This is a genomic window from Paenibacillus sp. RC73, from assembly GCF_044908085.1.
GTDB lineage: Bacteria > Bacillota > Bacilli > Paenibacillales > Paenibacillaceae > Paenibacillus > Paenibacillus terrae_A.
In genome coordinates, this window is sequence record NZ_JBIYCV010000009.1 from 94,626 (window position 1) to 112,426 (window position 17,801).

The 17,801-nt window shown below is 46.7% G+C and carries 10 protein-coding genes; 2 read left to right on the forward strand and 8 right to left on the reverse strand.

From position 1 onward, the window contains the following. Window positions 1–201: 201 nt before the first annotated feature. Window positions 202–2,877, forward strand: a complete 2,676-nt coding sequence (mngB, locus tag ABH897_RS20645; RefSeq protein WP_404592646.1) for a mannosylglycerate hydrolase — start codon at window positions 202–204, stop codon at window positions 2,875–2,877. 46 nt (window positions 2,878–2,923) lie between these two features. Then, window positions 2,924–4,891 (forward strand): BglG family transcription antiterminator, encoded by a 1,968-nt coding sequence (locus ABH897_RS20650; protein ID WP_404520886.1) that lies wholly within the window; start codon window positions 2,924–2,926, stop codon window positions 4,889–4,891. Window positions 4,892–5,262: 371 nt separating this feature from the next. Here ABH897_RS20650 and ABH897_RS20655 read toward each other — a convergent pair whose 3' ends face one another. The 8 genes from ABH897_RS20655 to udk all read right to left on the reverse strand — a co-directional run bounded on the left by ABH897_RS20655 (window position 5,263) and on the right by udk (window position 17,788). Beyond that, complete coding sequence (locus tag ABH897_RS20655) at window positions 5,263–6,273, reverse strand: RICIN domain-containing protein (RefSeq protein WP_283654174.1); 1,011 nt, start codon at window positions 6,271–6,273, stop codon at window positions 5,263–5,265. A 620-nt stretch (window positions 6,274–6,893) separates the two neighbouring features. Beyond that, a complete protein-coding gene (lacZ, locus tag ABH897_RS20660) occupies window positions 6,894–9,941 on the reverse strand; it encodes a beta-galactosidase, LacZ type (protein ID WP_404592647.1) in 3,048 nt (1,015 codons plus the stop codon). Between the two features lie 56 nt (window positions 9,942–9,997). Further along, window positions 9,998–10,822 (reverse strand): carbohydrate ABC transporter permease, encoded by an 825-nt coding sequence (locus ABH897_RS20665; RefSeq protein WP_283654176.1) that lies wholly within the window; start codon window positions 10,820–10,822, stop codon window positions 9,998–10,000. Continuing rightward, the gene (locus ABH897_RS20670) at window positions 10,819–11,715 is read right to left on the reverse strand and encodes a carbohydrate ABC transporter permease (protein WP_044644990.1); all 897 of its coding nucleotides are present in this window, start codon (window positions 11,713–11,715) and stop codon (window positions 10,819–10,821) included. The genes ABH897_RS20665 and ABH897_RS20670 overlap by 4 nt, the downstream gene beginning before the upstream one ends. A gap of 102 nt (window positions 11,716–11,817) precedes the next feature. Beyond that, a complete protein-coding gene (locus ABH897_RS20675; protein WP_404592648.1) occupies window positions 11,818–13,107 on the reverse strand; it encodes an ABC transporter substrate-binding protein in 1,290 nt (429 codons plus the stop codon). A gap of 396 nt (window positions 13,108–13,503) precedes the next feature. Then, the gene (locus tag ABH897_RS20680; protein ID WP_404520887.1) at window positions 13,504–15,315 is read right to left on the reverse strand and encodes a cache domain-containing sensor histidine kinase; all 1,812 of its coding nucleotides are present in this window, start codon (window positions 15,313–15,315) and stop codon (window positions 13,504–13,506) included. A 39-nt stretch (window positions 15,316–15,354) separates the two neighbouring features. Continuing rightward, window positions 15,355–16,914 carry a response regulator transcription factor gene (locus tag ABH897_RS20685; protein WP_283654178.1) on the reverse strand — a complete coding sequence of 520 codons (1,560 nt, stop codon included), beginning with the start codon at window positions 16,912–16,914 and terminating at the stop codon, window positions 15,355–15,357. 238 nt (window positions 16,915–17,152) lie between these two features. Next, entirely contained in the window at window positions 17,153–17,788 is a 636-nt protein-coding gene (gene udk, locus ABH897_RS20690) for a uridine kinase (RefSeq protein ID WP_044644986.1), read from the reverse strand. Window positions 17,789–17,801 lie beyond the last annotated feature (13 nt).

Below are 17,801 nucleotides of genomic sequence, written 5' to 3' on the forward strand. Positions count from 1 at the left end.
AACGAAGTAGACGGAATGGTGCTGTACAAGCGAAGCGGTCGCTTTTGTCCCCGGATTTCTACTCTGATTATAGGCTTTATTCCAGAAATCCGGGGGCGGTGGCGATGGGAAGCATCATCCGACTGCGCAGTGGCACAATATGAAACTTTTAAGTTCAGCTTATATAAATAGAAGATAGACAACACAGAGGGAGATAGAGATATGAACCGTACGAAAGTGCATGTCATTCCACATACTCACTGGGATCGGGAGTGGTACTTTACCACTTCCAGATCCAAAGTTTACTTGGTAAAGCATGTGAAAGAAGTGCTGGATGCGTTAGAAAATAGGGATGGTTTTAAATATTATCTTTTGGATGCCCAAGGGTCCCTGTTGGATGATTACATCAAATGGTGCCCCGAAGATGAGGAACGCATTCGCCGTCTTGTGACGGACAAGCGCCTGATGACCGGGCCGTGGTATACGCAGACGGATCAGCTAGTCATTTCCGGTGAATCCATGGTCCGCAATCTGTACTACGGTATGGAGACGGCGCAGAAATATGGTCATGCGATGAAGGTTGGTTATGTGCCAGATGCTTTCGGTCAATCGGCGCAGATGCCGCAAATTTATCAGGAGTTCGGCATTCGCCATTTTCTGTTCTGGCGCGGTGTAGCAGACAATACGAACCCGAAAACTGAATTTTTGTGGAAGGGCTCGGATGGGAGTCAGGTGTTTGCAGTTCAAATACCGTTCGGGTACTACTATGGCGGTAATATTCCGGAGGAACCCGGAGAACTTGAAGCATATCTGGACAGCCAAATCGGTGCACTGGAGGAAAAAGCGTCCACTCGCCATATTTATTTTCCGAACGGCTTCGACCAAGCGCCTGTCCGCTTGAACCTGCCGGAGCTGATCCGCAAGTTCAACGAGCTTGACCCGGAACGGGAATATGTGATGAATGAGCCGGAGCGTTTCCTTGAAGAAATTGAAAAGGACAGCAGCGATCTTCCTGTGCTGGAAGGAGAGCTAATGGAAGCGAAGCATATGCGTATCCATAAGTCGATCTTTTCTACGCGGGCTGACCTCAAGCAGCAAAATAACTATATTGAAAATTTAATTGTAAATACGCTGGAGCCTGTACTGTCGATCAGTCATGCACTGGGACATGACTACCCGCATTACATCGTGAAGGATATCTGGAAGCTGATGTTTGAAAATGCTGCCCATGACAGCATCGGTGGCTGCAACAGTGACACGACGAACCGGGATGTGGCTTTTCGCTACAAGCAAGCGCGGGATATCGCAGAAAATCTACTGGATCTGCATAAGCGCCTGATTGCTTCAAAGATTAAACAGGAGGAGACCTTTGCCTTCACCATCTTTAACACATTGCCTTATCCCCGTAAGGGCGTTACAGAGATTGATGCTTATTTACCGGAAGGAAGCTTTGTAATTCGGGATACGAACGGACAGCAGCTTCCGTATACGATTACCGAAAAAGTGGAACAGACAGACTATGTGCTTGGTCAGCATATTTACCTGAATCCGAGCAAAAAAGTGTATCTGCCTGAACGTGTATTCCGTGCGAAGCTGCTGGTAGAGCTTCAGGAAGTACCTGCTATGGGATATACGCAGATTGTATTTGATTTCAGTTCGACCGGGGATGCCACGGAAGAACGCAGTAACGGAAACTGTATTGAAAACGAATTTTATAGCGTAGCTGTACAAGAGAACGGGGCATTAAGCATTACGGATAAAATCTCGGGACGTGTGTACGCGGATCAGATGGTGTTTGAGGAAAATGGGGATGATGGAGATTCCTATAACTATTCTCCGCCGGAACGTGACCTCACGGTTTCTTCGCTCGGTGCTGATGTGGAGACTGTGACATCTAAAAGTCCGGTAGCCGAGGAGCTGTCCCTCCGTATGAAGCTAAAGGTTCCGTACGATTTGAATGAACGCGCCGCTGCTTTGCCTTCTGCCGTGTTACCACTACAGGCATCGGTTTCCCTGCGGAAAGGTGAACGCCTGATACGCTTCTCGGTGGATGTGGACAATCAGGTGCTGAGTCACCGTTTGCGGGTGCTATTTGACACCGGGATTGCTTCCAGGCTTTCTATTGCGGATCAACCGTTCGGGGTCATTGCCCGTCCAACAACGCTGGAAGAAGTAGAGGTGTGGGAACGGGAGCAGTGGACGGAAAAACCGATCACAATTGAGGCTCTGCAAAGCTATGCTGCGCTGAACGATGGTTCCCGTGGAGTAGCGGTGCTGACCGGAGGAGTACGAGAATATGAGGTCATTGGCAAAGAACATGATACAATAGCGCTGACGTTATTCCGTACTTTTGGGTTTATGGGCAAGGAAAATCTGTTGTATCGCCCGGGACGCGCTTCGGGAGAAAAGATCGTAGAAACGCCGGATGCACAGCTCATTGGCGAGCTTTCATTCACTTTTGCCCTGCATGTGCATGAGTCCGGTTTTGATGAAGCAGATGTAGCTAAAGCGGCCAAGGAATATTTAACACCATTGACCAGCTACCAGTTGTCTGACTTCCTGAATGGTCGTTTAATTTTCGCCTTCCGTGACGAAGAAAGAATATTCGAGCAAAGCTACAGCCTGCTATCCTTTAGCGAGGATTCGAATGTGATCCTGAGTGCATTCAAGAAAGCAGAGCATAATGATGGATATATTGTGCGTGTATTTAATCCTTATTTGGAGAAGAATGCAGTCGGACGCATCGCATTCGGTGAATCGGCCCACTATGAGCTGGCTTCCCTGGATGAGCGCTCCAAGGGAGAAACGTTGGCCTCATCGGATGCCCAAGGCGCACCATTGCCGGAGTTGGGGCATTGCAAGCTGTTAACGGTACTGGTTACACCTGAATCGAAGTAACACGGAAACAAAACATGGTTTATCGGAAAGGAGGTCTTGAATCTACATGAATTTTCCCTACAAACGCTTGAAAAAGCTGTACCAGCTCGTCAGTGGAAACGATCAGGGCTGGTCTTGGACCACCAAAGCACTGTCTGAGCGGCTGGAGGTCACAGAGCGGACGATCCGCGATGATCTCAAAAAACTGGGCGGTATTCTGAATGAATATGGAGCACGTCTGGAATCCAAGAGGGGCAGCGGCTATACAATCATGGTCGTTGATCCCGAAAGATACCGTTTTTTCGCTGAGGAAGGTCAGGAAGAAACGGAGGTAAGCGGGCGGTTACCGGGAGCACCGGAAGAACGCATAAGGTATGAGCTGTTCAAGCTGCTGAATACGGGAGAATACGTGAAGATGGAAGACCTCGCCGACGAGCTGTATATTAGCCGGGCGACCATGAATAATGATTTTAAAATCATTCGGCGGATTCTGGATGATTATGCTCTCACCCTGCGCACTAAGCCGGGATATGGCGTGAAGGTGGTTGGGGAAGAGAAAAGTATCCGTTACTGTCTCGCTGAGTATGCCGATGTACGCGATGAAGAAGGACAACGCAGCGGTATGCCTTTGGAACAGCAACAGCTGTTTCAGGGGCTGGATTTACCGCGAATCCGTGCAATTATTTTGAATCATCTGCGGCCCAACGGCATCAAGATAGCGGATTTGGCACTGAAGGATCTGATCACTCATCTGGCGGTTATGGTACTGCGAGTGAAGGAAGGGCATGGATTGGAGCGCTTTGAAAAGGTGGCAGGCGGTCAGCGGGATATTGAACTGGCTACTACCATTCTGAGTGAGATGGAAGAGGCTTTTGGCATCACCTGTCCTTTAGGGGAGCTGGATTATGTCCTGCTGCATATCGTCAGCAAAAAGATGGCCGAAACCGAGTGGGAGCGTCTCCAGTCTGACCGTCTCTTTCTGGCTGTGCGCGAGATGCTGACATTTGTCTACGAGCGCTTCACCTATGATTTGCGTGACGATGAACGGCTGTCCCGGGATTTGTTTGTGCATCTGAAACCGATGCTGACCCGGCTGGAGCATGGCATGAACATGCGTAATCCGTTGCTTGGGCATATCCGCAAGTATTACCCGCTCGCCTATGAAATCACGGTCGGTGCAGTAAAAGAACTGCAAAAAGCATTTCCGTATGACATCAACGATAACGAAATCGGTTATTTGGCGCTTCATATCGGAGCCGCCTTGGAACGCAAATACAATATCCCACATCGGCGTCGTAAAACTGTGTTGCTGGTGTGCGGCTCCGGCTACGGAACCGCCCGGATTTTGGAATCCAGGTTGCGTTCGCTGTTCGCTGAGCTGGATGTATCCCGAGTGGTTTCACTTCGGGAATACGAGGAAATGCTCACTGTGGACGAGGACCTAATTGTATCCACGATCCACTTACAGCAGCGTAAGGATAAACCATCGGCGGTAATTAGTCCGATTCCTTCGGAACGGGATATGGAGACGATCACACGGATGGTGCGTGCCAGCGATGAGGAGCAGGAAATTTCACTGCTGCGGTATTTTGACCAGGACTTGTTTATGACCCGATCCGATCGGCCGAATAAAGATGCTCTGATTGAAGAAATGAGCGGTATTTTGAGGCAAAAAGGAGTTGTGACTGACAAGTTCCTGCCAGCAGTCATGGAGAGAGAGAAGCTGGGATCTACGGCTCTGGATCGAGGTATGGCGATTCCCCATCCTTTGGAGCTTAGCTCTAACCGGACGGTCGTAAGCGTGTGTCTGCTGGAAAAGCCGATTCAATGGGATGCCAACCATGAGGTCCATGTTGTATTCCTGCTTTCGATCTGTAAAGAGGATTACGAGCAGGCGATGGGGATTTACGATCTGTTCGTAGAACTGATCCGTCAGGAAGAAACGCTAGAACGATTAAAGCATTGCCATTCCTTTGATGCCTTTATGCTAATAGCCCGTCAGGTGCTTGCAGTCAAGAGCAATGATTTTCATTGAGGGCTGACCAGCCTATATTGCCAATATATCCAGCAGAAAAGGGACTCTTTAGGGTCTCTTTTCTGCTTTTTTAATGAACATTAGATGAGTGGGATTGGCGAATATTACCCAGCATTCTTAATAAACTTAATTTGAAGAATTTTTTTGATATTTGACCGGCTACCGATTAATACACCACAAAAACAAAAGTGGTCAACCAGTAAAAACTGGCTGACCTCATAATATGATTGAGAACACCATCCAAGGCCATCGTCTCCGAAGCTACGGTTATGGTCTATTTGCGTGAATCCATTTTTCTCCTGTTCGCTCGCAATCCTCAACTATCCATAACGAAAATAATCCAATCCAAGCAGGAAATGTCTGTTTTCAATCTACATACCATCTTTTTTCATAGCATATACAATTCTGCAATGATTTATATAATCTGCATCTGATTTAACTTCACTAGCTTGATTGAGACCGTATGGCCAAAAATGATTTCTGTCTCCATGTATTTCGTCAGTATTCTTCCCTGTAATCGATCTTAGCTCGGCAGTTGCATTGGCGCCTTGCCAAATTCTAGTCGACATTAACGAAGCATAAACGCTGTTCTGTCCCACTCCCATTGTGTGACCCGTTTCATGCATAGCTGTGGCGGGAACCATAAACCCTCTGTTCGTGCCAAAGCTAATTGTGCCGTTGAAGCTTCCTTCAGCTGTAGGTACTCCTGGTCTATAGTATATAGTAAGATGCTTAGAAAAATCAGTGAAATTATTATAGTATTTTACTGTAGTATCCATAGCTCGGGTGATTCTTTCGTATGCATCCAATTGATCGGCTGTAGGGTTAGCTGACTTCACGAGGGTGTATGTTACATTCCCTTTAATCTCTCGCGCGATGTACCACTGTTGGTTAGAGGCATTGGTATCGTTATACGCTATGATTTTAGCACCATCGGCAGTACTATTTTGAAGTACATCCAAGACCTTGCCGCTATCACGGTTGACTATTTTGAAATAACCTCCAACAGCATTAACTAAACCCCAATTCTGGCTATTGCTTCCTGAATCATCTGCCAGTATAATTCCATCAGCAGATACATCCATAACCTTGTTGCTGCTACTGTTAACAATTTTATAATACCCATCGCTTACAGCAACAAAATTCCACTTTTCGCTTGTTACCTTATTAAGGCCCATTTGTACAACAGTTGAACTAGTTGATGGATCAAGAAGCTTTCCGCTCGTTCGGCCTACAATCCTATAATTTACACCTTCTACAACAGCACTGCCTTGCACTTCATTATCAGCAGCGGAGACAACAGATGCCAGACTGGAAAGAGAGCCTAATAAAGCAAACACACCTAAAAGAACGATAAACCTCTTAAAATTTTTTAGTTTCAATATAAACTCCTCCTCATAATGATTTCACATACTGTTTTTATGGTGGATGCACAAAATTTATGGAACAATTTGTAAAGTGGTGAAAATTGTATTCTACTTTGGTTCTCTTGAGCCTCCTTAAGGAAACTGGTGAGTTTTACATCATTAATCCAAATATTTTTGGTTCAACAAGTTTTTCATATTTCGCCCTCCTTTTGTTAATGGTCGATTCATTTTTCTTGCCTTCTGTTTTTAGATTAAGATCGATTTTTGATATATTTAGGAAGCTCTGATATATTATCGGAAGAAATTTGTCGAAAATTAATAGACTTTGTCAAAATAGTATTTCGTATGATCAAATAGCATTTAATTATTCCTACCTTGTTTGGAACCGCTGAAAATGCTGTGTATGTAACTACATTGAAAAGGGGCGAGCGAGATGCCTTTTTCGCCATATGAGGGAATTCCTAATCAGGGAATGCTTTAAATCTTGATTTCAGGAAGACGTATGTCAATCTTGCGACTAGCTAATAGATAGGCGGTCATATTTGAACTTTAAAAGCCCTTCCAGCTTCTTATAAAGGAAGCAACGGAAGGGCTTAGCTTTTGTTTAATAATACTTATCTATGCGGTGAACTTATTTATACCCTTTGCACGGTAAACTCAAATTCCAACTTCTGATCGGCTGCAATTTGGTATTCCTCGTGTACGGGAGCGCCCCAGCTATCGTCGCCGCCGACACCCATTTGCTTGCCAGCCACCGTGACGACAGTGTAGTAGACGTTGGGCAGCTCATACTGATGGTATGCACTTTCCAGCTCAAACGCTGTGTATGGTGAAATGTTGCATTCCACAGGCGCGGTTGCAGGTGCAGTAATGCGAATACCTCGCTGAGAATCGTCGGTAATATCGACACGACGTACGCCTGTACGGTTACCGGATTCCTGTGGCACGGCATAACCGGATACGTTGTCCGCTGCTTCGTTGTGGAATACGCCGAGTCTTGCTCCGAAGGCCCGGTCGATATAGTTTTCCTCTGGTCCCATGGCGTACCAGTCCAAATGGCGGTAGTCTGCTGGAACCTTGAAAGAAAGAGCAAAGATCGGCAGGTTAGGCAACCCGGATACGCCTTCATAAGTGGATTTCACTTTCAGGCTGCCATCGGCAAAGACGGTATATGTCACTGCTACCTGTACGTCTGCATGAATGCTTAGTGTATAACGGAACGTAACCGTTACGTGATCAGTTTGCTCCTCCGTGACTTCAATCCCCACGCATCTGCGTGTTAGACTCGCAGCAAACCAACCGCCCGCTTCAAACCCAAGCGCTACACCTCTGTCATTGTCCGTGGTTGCACGCCAGAACAATGGGGCAGGAGGAATGGCGATCATCTCGCGTCCAGCGTAGCGCAGCGAAGTCAGGCTGCCTGCTCCTTTGGAGAACATGATACTAAAATCTGCACCGTGAACGCCGATGTTTACATCGCCATGCACGACTCGAATGCTGCCAGCAGGAACAGTCTGTGGACGTGTATCTTCCACGATGAAAATATGCTGTCCAAAGGCTACTTCATATCCAGCCTCCGCCCAGAGCGCAGCTTCTTTCAAGACCAGAGACGTGTGAATAATATATTCACCAGGCGCGTCTACTCCGACCGTATTTACCAGCGTCAACGGAATATGAGCTTCTGTTTGTGCCGCTACATCCACATGAATCACGTTCCGTGCGATTTCGTGGCCTTCATGAAGCAGGCTGTATACCAGCTCGTAGTCATCCGTTCCCTCGAACAGATTTTCATTGCGAATCGTCACACCGCCCCGATCCGGGGTCAGCTTCAGATTTTGGTACAGGAATTTGACCTCCTGCATCTTCGGTGAAACCTTCCGGTCAGCATAGACAATTCCGTCCGTACAGAATCCATAGTCTGTGGCCCGGTCGTCAAAGTCGCCGCCGATAGCGAGGTACTCGCGTCCATAGCGATCTTTTTTCATGACCGCCTGATCAATGTAATCCCAAATAAAGCCGCCCTGATAGAGCTCGTATTTGTTCTCCAGCTCTGTATACTTGTGCATACCGCCTACGGAATTACCCATCGCATGCATGTATTCGCAACTGATATACGGCTTTTGCGGATTGTCGTTCAAATACTGCTCGATATCTGCGGGCTTGGCGTACATCCGGCTCTCCATATCGCTGGCATCATCGTACGTGCGGTTGTGGAATACACCTTCGTAATGTACCAGACGGCTCGGGTCGGTGGCTCGGAAATAGTTGGCTACATTCCGCAGCACTTCACCCGCATAGGACTCATTACCGCAGGACCAGATCAGGATGGACGCATGGTTTTTGTCTCGTTCCAGCATGGAAATGGCGCGGTCCATAACGATATCCTGCCACTCAGGCAGATTGCCGGGAATGTTCCACGAAGGCTCGACTGCGCCAAGCTTTTGCCAGGAGCCGTGTGTTTCCAGGTTCATTTCGTCGATCACATACACCCCGTACTCATCACACAGCTCATACCACAGGGTCTGATTCGGATAGTGAGAGGTGCGAACCGCGTTCATATTGTTTTGCTTGAGCGTACGAATATCCCATAGCATATCTTCACGAGAAATCGCACGTCCAGTGCGGGCGTTGAATTCATGGCGGTTCACGCCTTTGAAGACGATCCGCTTGCCGTTCAGATGCATCACCTTGTTGATCAGCTCAAACTTGCGGAAGCCAATCTTCTGCGCAATGACCTCCACCAGTGTCCCGTCCGGCTCGTGAATTTGGATGAACAACGTATACAAGTAGGGCTTTTCGGCGCTCCAGCGCTGGACTTGATCCAGTGTTGCCGACAGCGAAGCCTTGCCATCTGTAAAATCCGCCTTCAAAGAAGCTACAATCTGGCCCGCAGCATCTTTGACATCGACGGCTGCATAGGCTGCTACTGCTTTTTCCAAGGTCAGCTCAAGCCCCAGAAGACCCTGCGTGTACGTGGCATCCAGATCGGCCTTGGCATGCAGATCACGTACGTGAACAGACGGGATGGTGTACAGATATACGTCTCTGAAAATACCGGAAAAACGCCAGAAATCCTGATCCTCCAGCCATGCTCCCGTACTTCTTTGATATACCTCAACCGCCAGCTTGTTTTCGCCAGCTTGCAGGAACGGTGTCAGTTCAAAATCGGACGGTGTAAAGCTGTCCTCGCTGTACCCGACAAATTGCCCATTCAACCACACATAGAAAGCCGACTCGACGCCCTGAAAAGAAATGAACACAGGCTGACCGTCAGAAGCCATATGTTTCGGCAAAACAAAGCTTTTGATATAGCTCCCGACCGGGTTGTGATCTTCTGGAATATGTGGCGGGCGAACGTCCGAATGTCCGTCCCACGGATACATCGTATTCACGTACTGCATTTGGCCGAAGCCTTGCGTCTGAATATGACCCGGTACCTGAATGTCGCTCCAGCCGCCATATTCGAAATCAGGGGCATGGAACTCAACCGGACGGCTGGCCGGGTTCGTAGCATAGTTGAACTTCCAGCTACCGTTCAGACTATGACGCCAAGCCATATCGGCATGACGCTCCGCTTCCTGAAGTGTAGCGTAATATTTATGATCGGAATAGGCAGGCAGCCGATGTACTGCAAACTTGGTTACGTCGGTTAGCCAATCCAGGCTGGGGGTGTGGATGGTCAAGGCGAACACTCCTTATTTTTAAAATGAAATGAAGGGATTTCACAACAGCGAATCCGTTATTTTACCGAGCCTACCATACCCGCTACAAAATGCTTCTGCATCAGGAAAAATACCAGTGCAGTCGGCAACGTGGACAGGACGATAGCGATCATAATCACACCATAATCTGGTGCATAGCCGGAGCCGAGGTTCGAAATCAACAACGGAATCGTTTGATTTTCAGGCGTTTGCAACACGATCAGAGGCCAGAGATAGTTATTCCAACTCGACATGAACGTGATGATAGCGGCAGCGGCATAGGTTGTTTTCATCGTAGGCATATACACCCGGAAGAACAGACCCAGCTCGGACAATCCGTCCATACGACCAGCTTCCAGCAAGTCCTTCGGAAACATCTTGGTGCTTTGACGGAAAAAGAAGATCAGAAACGCCGTAGTCACCGTCGGAATGACGACAGACGAAAGTGTATCAATACCGATCCAAGGCAGTGTATTGGAGATACTGCCGAACATCCGATAGAGCGGGATCATGATCGCCGCAAACGGAATCATCATAGACATCAGCAGGATATTGAAGACAATATCCTTGGCTTTACTTCTGTAAATTTCAAAGCCATAGCCTGCCAGAGAGGCAATCAGCATCGCCAGCAGTGTCGTGGAAATCGAGATTTTCGCCGAATTGCTCAGCGCAGTGACGATGTCCACCTTATCCATCAGATTGTGGATGTTATCCATCAGATGGGAGCCGGGCAGGAGTCTGCCCTTCGTAACATCGACCGACAGGTTCGTGGAGCTGGATAGCATCCACAGGAACGGGAAAATCGAAACGAACGACACAATGATCAGAAAGGCATACGTAAATATTCTTTTCGTTTTCATCATTTTTTCTCACCTGCCACTTTGAACTGGATGATCGACAAGATAATGATCATAATGACGATGGAGTAGGATACGGTCGCCGCATAACCAAAGTCGGATGAATACTTGAAGGACAGGTTGTAGATATATTGCGAAATAGAAGATGTCGCGTTCCCCGGTCCACCTTTGGTAATATTCATGATTTCATCAAAGAGCTGGAGTGTACCAATCGTCGATGTAATCGAGGTGAATAGGATAATCGGCTTAAGCAGTGGAACTGTAATGTTGAAAAACTGTCGAATAGGGGAAGCACCGTCAATACGGGCCGCTTCATAGATGGAGCTGTCAATATTCTGGAGACCGGACAAGTAAAAGATCATATTGTAGCCGGTCCAGCGCCATGTGATCGCAATAATAATCGTAACCTTGGCCCAGAAAGGGTCTGTAATCCATTGGATCGGCGTGCCAATCACATGTAGATTCAGCAATAAGGAGTTTACCAGACCGTCAGCCGAGAACAAATACTTGAACACAACGGAATAGGCTACCAGCGATGTAATACAAGGCAAGAAGATGGCTGTGCGGAAAAAGCCCTTGAATTTAAGATTTTTATCATTTAGCAATACCGAAATGAACAGAGCCAGAATCACCATCAATGGCACCTGGAAAATCAAATAGATAAACGTGTTCTTCACGGCGGTTATAAACATGCTATCTGTGAACAGACGCTTGTAGTTATCAATGCCGTTGAAGGTCAGATTAGACCCCGTGCCTGTCTTGAAGGACAAGATAAGCGCCTGGATCATCGGGTAGAAATAAAAGGCTGCAATCATGATCACTGCGATGGATATGAACAACCATCCTGTCATACCTGCCTTGAAACGCGATGTCGTCATTTTGGGTGTGGCTGTCTTCATAACCATATCAACTCCCTATGCAGCATTAAAACCTTGAACTCGCAAGCCCAAGGTTTTAAGTGCTTATCGTTTTATTGTTTAGCCTTGGCTAGATGGACTGTCTTATTTAAGCTGTGCTTCTGCTTGTCCTTGAGCATCTTTCAGAACTGTGTCTACATCTTTGCCGTTCAGGTAGTTTTGAATTTCAACGGTCATGATGTCCTCAATGGCATAAGTGTGCATGCCATAATTGACTTTTGGAACTTGTTTGGTCCATTCTGCGAATTTCTTGTAGACTTTGTCGCCACCGAAGTACGGATCTGTCTCGTCATAAGCTTTACCGCTGGAAGCTGCGTTTAATGAACCGACAATTCCAATTTTGCTCAGCATATCTTGATATAGATCTTGATCTGAACCGAATGTTTCTCTCAGGAAATCAGCAGCGGTATCTTGACCGTCTGTGTTCAGGACATACCAGGAGCTGCCGCCGAGGCTGGAAGCATTCACGGATTCAGGTACATTTTTCAATTTAGGGAAAGGAACAACGGCCCATTTACCCGATTGCGAAGCTTCTGCTTTGATTGAAGGCGTAATCCAGTTACCTGTTGGTACGGAAGCAACTGCACCGCTATTAAAGGCTGCCAGGAATTGACTCCAGTCGGCATTCATTTTAACAATGTTCGCATCGAACAAGGATTTGTACGTCAAGAGCGCTTCTTTCAGAGCTGTATTACCTGCCAGGTTTGGTGTTTTACCGTCTTCTTTCAGGTACCATGAACCTGCGGATTGGATCATACCACGGATCAGACCGAGGTCGTTTGGATCTTGAGTCAGCATATCTTTACCTGTTTTTTGTTTTACGGCTTTACCGATTTCAATGAATTTGTCCCAATCAATGTTGGTCAGGTCAGCTACTTTGTAGCCAGCTTGTTCCAAATAATCCGTTCTTACATACAGACCCATAACACCGGAGTCGAATGGAACACCGTATTGCTTGCCGTTGTAGCTGGTCGGTCCAATTTTATAATCGGCGAAGTCGGATGCTTTGATCGAGTTGCTCATATCATGGAAGGAATCAGGATAGGCTTGCAGGAAGTTTTGTGCCCGGTAATCCTCAATCAGAACCACGTTAGGCAATCCTTTGGTAGAACCGGAGTTAAGACCGGCATTCATTTTTTGCACGATATCATTTTGAGCATATTCAACAATGTTTACGTTTACATCAGGATGTTTGGCGACGTAACGATCTTTCGCCAGCTTTAGGGCCGCGATATTGAAGTTCGGGTCCCAAGCCCAGACCGTGATTTCTTTCTTACCGGAATCCGTCGTGGTCGCGGCTTTCTCGGAATTGCTGGAACATGCAGATAGCAGGATCAAGCTTGCGATCAGCAGAAGGAAAGTCATTTTTTTCATTTCGTTCAACCCCTACTCTTTTTTTATAATCATTTAAAACTTATTGAAAGCGGTTACCTTGTTTATGAATCTAGTTTATCATCCTTGCTTTGCTGGCAGTTAGGAATATCTTTATACGGATTTGTCTTATTATTATGATTTGTCAAAAAAGGTACCGCTTACATTTGTGCTTTTTTTAGATTTAGGTAATTTTTTTAGATTGAACTAAATTTGTACACGAAGCGCCACTGCGCGGTCGGATGGTGCTTCCCATCGCTGTTGTATCCAGATTTCTTTATTCAAATTATATAAGGTTGATATCCGGATACAAAGGCGACCGCTACGCTTGTACAGCACCATTCCGCCCACTCCGTTCTTGTTCCACCTTCTTTGTCTTTAGTTCAGCCTATATTTTTATTAGATAGGAGAGGCGGGTTTTACGATCAATGGCAGTGTCATTTTCACTTTGGTGCCTTCGCCTTTTTTGCTGGAGATGGTCACGCCATACTCTTCTCCATAAAGAAGGGTAATGCGGTTGTGTACATTCTGGATGCCGATACCAGTGAACAGTTGGCGCTTGCTTTTAGGATTGGGCAGTCCGTCCTTTGCCGTATGCCCGTCCAAATCCATACCGTCTCCGTCATCGACCACCTCGCAGATTAATGTATCGTCCGTTTTGGACACCAGTATATAGATGTGACCCGCGGTTTTCTCATTAAATGCATGGAAAAACGAGTTCTCGATAAAAGGCTGAATAATCAGCTTGGGCACATGGTACTCCAGACAATCCGGCGATACAAAATAATTCACCTGTACTCGCTGACCGTAGCGAACATGGTTAATGAACACATAATTTTGCATGTTGGCCATTTCCTGCTCGATGGTGATCGTTTCGCTCACATTGCTGATTGTATTTTGCAGTAGGGAAATGAGCGCATTGATCGTCTCAGCGGCGGTCTCCTTGTTTCCTTTGAGCACCAGCATTTTGATCGAAGCCAGTGTATTGTACAGAAAATGCGGATTGATCTGCCGTTGCAGTGCAGCCAGCTCTGCATTCCGTTGTCCTTTTTGCGTCTCCAGCAGCTTACGAATATAGTCATTCAGTTCATCCAGCATGTAATTGTAGGCATGACTCAACTGCCTGACCTCATAGCTGCCCGTTACCGGGAGATAGTTATCAAAATTTTTCTCGCGGACAGTCGACATTTGCTTAACCAGCCGAGTCAAAGAACGAATCAAACGCCGGGAAATCAGAAAAACGATCAACAAAGCAATCAGCACGATGCCAATGCAGATCAATACAACAGATTTAACGTCAATAATTTGTCCGATTGCGGTTTGCCTGTCAATCATGTTAACCAGGTAAAAATCATACGAAGGAATATAGTTGGAAAGGAGGATACTTTCCTTGTTCATCACGTTCGCATTAATGTAATTTAGTCCTTGCTCATTGATTTTTGTCGCATAGCCCAGCAGCTCACGGGAGTGTTGTCCGATCAAGTCCTGACGGTTGCTCGACACAATGAGTCCCGATTTGTCCAAAATAAGTACATCATTGCCGTTGCTTGTGAAGTTGTTATAGAAGCGGCGGAATTCGGGCTCGCGAATGGCAATGTAGATCATGCCATACAACGTACCGCTAGTTCGCTCCATGAATGCCCTGGAGGCGATAATATAGGGTGTGGGTTTCTGTCCGGTATTATTCATTTGCTGACGAAGTAGATCCGTATCCAGCTGATACATGAGCCGTGTCGGCTGTGCCGCGCTTCGGGCTGTAATCAAATTGTTCCTGAGCTCCTCTGCAGTTACCGGCCAGTAGGACGAGTCGGAATAGAAGCTTCGGCCGTTCATGCCCGTGATGGCGACACTGACATCATAGGCGTCGACATTTGATTTAATCTGCTTCATCTGCTGTGCCATACCGAAGTAGATGCGTGCCGAGTTAATGGAATCGGATTGGCCGCCTGTCAGATAGTTTTTGACCGTCCCGTTTTCCGAGGCATGGGTTACGGCATTCACAATTGAGTCATTGAAGGACTCAAAGCTGGACTGAATTTGGCTGAGTACCTTGGCATTCGTAATACTGAATGTCTCGGCAAAGAGTCGTTCAGACATTCGAATCGTCACCAAAGAGGTCAGCAAGGACACCGCGGTGATGCTGACCACCATAACGACAAATATTTTAAAGAACAGACCTTGATATTTGATTTTATGCATATACCTTTTCATATTCAATCTCTTTTCTGCTGGCAGATATGCGTTTGCTCTCTAATGGAGATGCTCCCGGCGGTATTGACTGGGGGAGTAACCCGTCACCTTTTTGAACACTTTGGTAAAATAGCTGGGGTCCGAATAGCCGACGGTGCTGCTAATATCCGAAATGGACATCGTACCCGACCGCAGCAGCTCCGCAGCTTTTTCAACCCGAATTTTGTTCAAATACTCGCTGAAGCCCTCTGTATGATGTGCTGTAAAATAGCTCGACAAATAGGAGGGATTAAAATGAAAATATTGACCGAGTGTCGTCAAATTGAGCGTCTCAGCGTGATGCTCCTCGATATATTCCAGCAGCTTCTTCATGCTCGCACTGCTTCCTTGCTGCGTTTTAGCCAAAATCTGCATGTTCGCTTCATCTAAAAAGGTCTCCAGCAATCGCACAGCTTCATGTACATGAGGTGCATCATTTATGGCTTTGAAATAGGAGTATTTTGCCGCATCCAGCTCTTTCATATCATACCCCTGATTCCCGAGCAAAGTCGTAATGTTAAACACGATGTTTCCGAGAAGAGATTTGAATTCAAAAGCGGTGGAGGTATAGTTGCGGGACATGGCAGCTACATAAGACCTTAAGTCCTGAAAGGCTGTATCAAAATGCTCGCGCTTCATCTCTTCTGTGAACTGCTTTAAGTTAAACGAGCTGTTTACCTGAACAGGCTTGGGAAGTTCGTCTTCCATCAGGAGCGCAGTTCCCGGGAAGTAAAAGCGATAGCTGAGCAGTTTTGGCAGTTCATCCTGATAGACCTCGCTAATCTGATTAAAATCATCAAATAGACGGCTAACCGCCCAGCCCGTCTGTGGCTCGACTTGCTTCGTCTCCTGAGCTACTTCCCTGATTGCAGGCATCCAGGAGTGTAATTCACGCGGCTCAAGATTGGCTAAAAAAACAGCCGCATTTGCATCAGACGGCAGTCGCCGCAACACGATTTGTTCACAGGCAGATGTCACTCGATCAGTGAGCCTGGAAAATAGGTCCGAGGCAGGGTGGGACTGGCCTTTCCCCTGTGGTTCCGCCTGTTCCACGCCTATGAGTGCAAAACGGGCATACGGAAAATCCTGTTTCAGCAGTTCCATATCGTAGTCGATGCTATAGCCGGAAATGAGCTTTTCTATCACATGATCCATCGTAATTTGATTATCCCCGGCATCTGCTTGATACTGAATAGACGGAATTTTGCGGGCCGTTCTCTGGAGCACTTGCAGCAGCTCATCCGTGTCCAGCTTGGGCTTCAAAATATAGTCAGCAACACCTTGCTGGAAGGTGGATCGCACGTAATTAAACTCGCCGTAGCTACTGAGCACAATGACCTCAATATCAGGATAGTTCTGTCTGACAATGCGCGTCAGTTCCTCGCCATCCATGATAGGCATCACGATATCCGTAATGACAATATGCGGGCGCAAAGTTTCAATCAGCTCTAACGCTTCTTTTCCATTAGAAGCCTCGCCTACAATGCGAAATCCATACTGTTCCCACGATAAATGATGCTTGATCCCTTGCCGTACCAATATCTCATCATCTACAATCAAAATATTGCATAGCTCTTTCATGGCAGCACTCTCCGTAATTATACCTATTCAAAAAAAGACCTCCATTAAAGCGGACGTCACATCATTTGAGGCACATAATTGATAACGCTTCCAAATTGGCTCGAATATAAAGTATCCAATCTTTACATGCTAACATAAATCGGATGGGAATCCAAAAATAAATTAGTTCAAATGGCATATAAAACGACAAAAAAGGCCATCGAGAAGATCTCGACAGCCTGAACAAACCGGGATTACCCTAAACCGTACCCCATGTCCGATCTCCTGCCAAATATTTTTCAGTCAAAATAGACAGCAGTTGAATGCCAACCTCATTGTGGCCTCCCTCAGGAAGGATCAGGTCCGCGTATTTCTTGGAGGGCTCAATAAATGCTTCGTGCATAGGCTTGACCGTACTCAAATAGTGATCGTGGATCGACTGAATGGTGCGGCCGCGCTCCTCAATATCCCGAAGTACCCGGCGAAGAATACGCACATCCGGATCCGTGTCGACAAATACCTTGATGTCGAGCAGTTGACGAAGCTTTTCGTCAGACAGCACGTGCAGACCCTCCAACATAACAATATGATTCGGCAGAAGCTCTACCGTCTCGTCTGTAGAACGCGCATGAACCGTGAAGTCATACACTGGCGCGTGGGTCGCTTGTCCTTCTTTCAGACAATGAAGATGCTCAATAAGCAATTCATTGTCAAAGGCAAACGGATGATCATAATTGACCAAAGCACGATCATCATAACTCAGATGTGAATGGTCTTTATAGTAGTTATCCTGAGATATGAAAGTCACTTTGTTTGATCCCAGACGTTCAACGACAGCGCGTGCTACCGTTGATTTACCGGAACCCGTACCGCCGGCAATACCAATAATAAGCATGGCGTTTCACTTA

Coding starts and splice junctions, on each gene's coding strand:
- ABH897_RS20670 (WP_044644990.1), bottom strand. CDS start 11,715: ATGAAGACAGCCACACCCAAAATGACGACATCGCGTTTCAAGGCAGGT.
- udk (WP_044644986.1), bottom strand. CDS start 17,788: ATGCTTATTATTGGTATTGCCGGCGGTACGGGTTCCGGTAAATCAACG.
- ABH897_RS20675 (WP_404592648.1), bottom strand. CDS start 13,107: ATGAAAAAAATGACTTTCCTTCTGCTGATCGCAAGCTTGATCCTGCTA.
- mngB (WP_404592646.1), top strand. CDS start 202: ATGAACCGTACGAAAGTGCATGTCATTCCACATACTCACTGGGATCGG.
- ABH897_RS20685 (WP_283654178.1), bottom strand. CDS start 16,914: ATGAAAGAGCTATGCAATATTTTGATTGTAGATGATGAGATATTGGTA.
- ABH897_RS20680 (WP_404520887.1), bottom strand. CDS start 15,315: ATGAAAAGGTATATGCATAAAATCAAATATCAAGGTCTGTTCTTTAAA.
- ABH897_RS20650 (WP_404520886.1), top strand. CDS start 2,924: ATGAATTTTCCCTACAAACGCTTGAAAAAGCTGTACCAGCTCGTCAGT.
- ABH897_RS20665 (WP_283654176.1), bottom strand. CDS start 10,822: ATGATGAAAACGAAAAGAATATTTACGTATGCCTTTCTGATCATTGTG.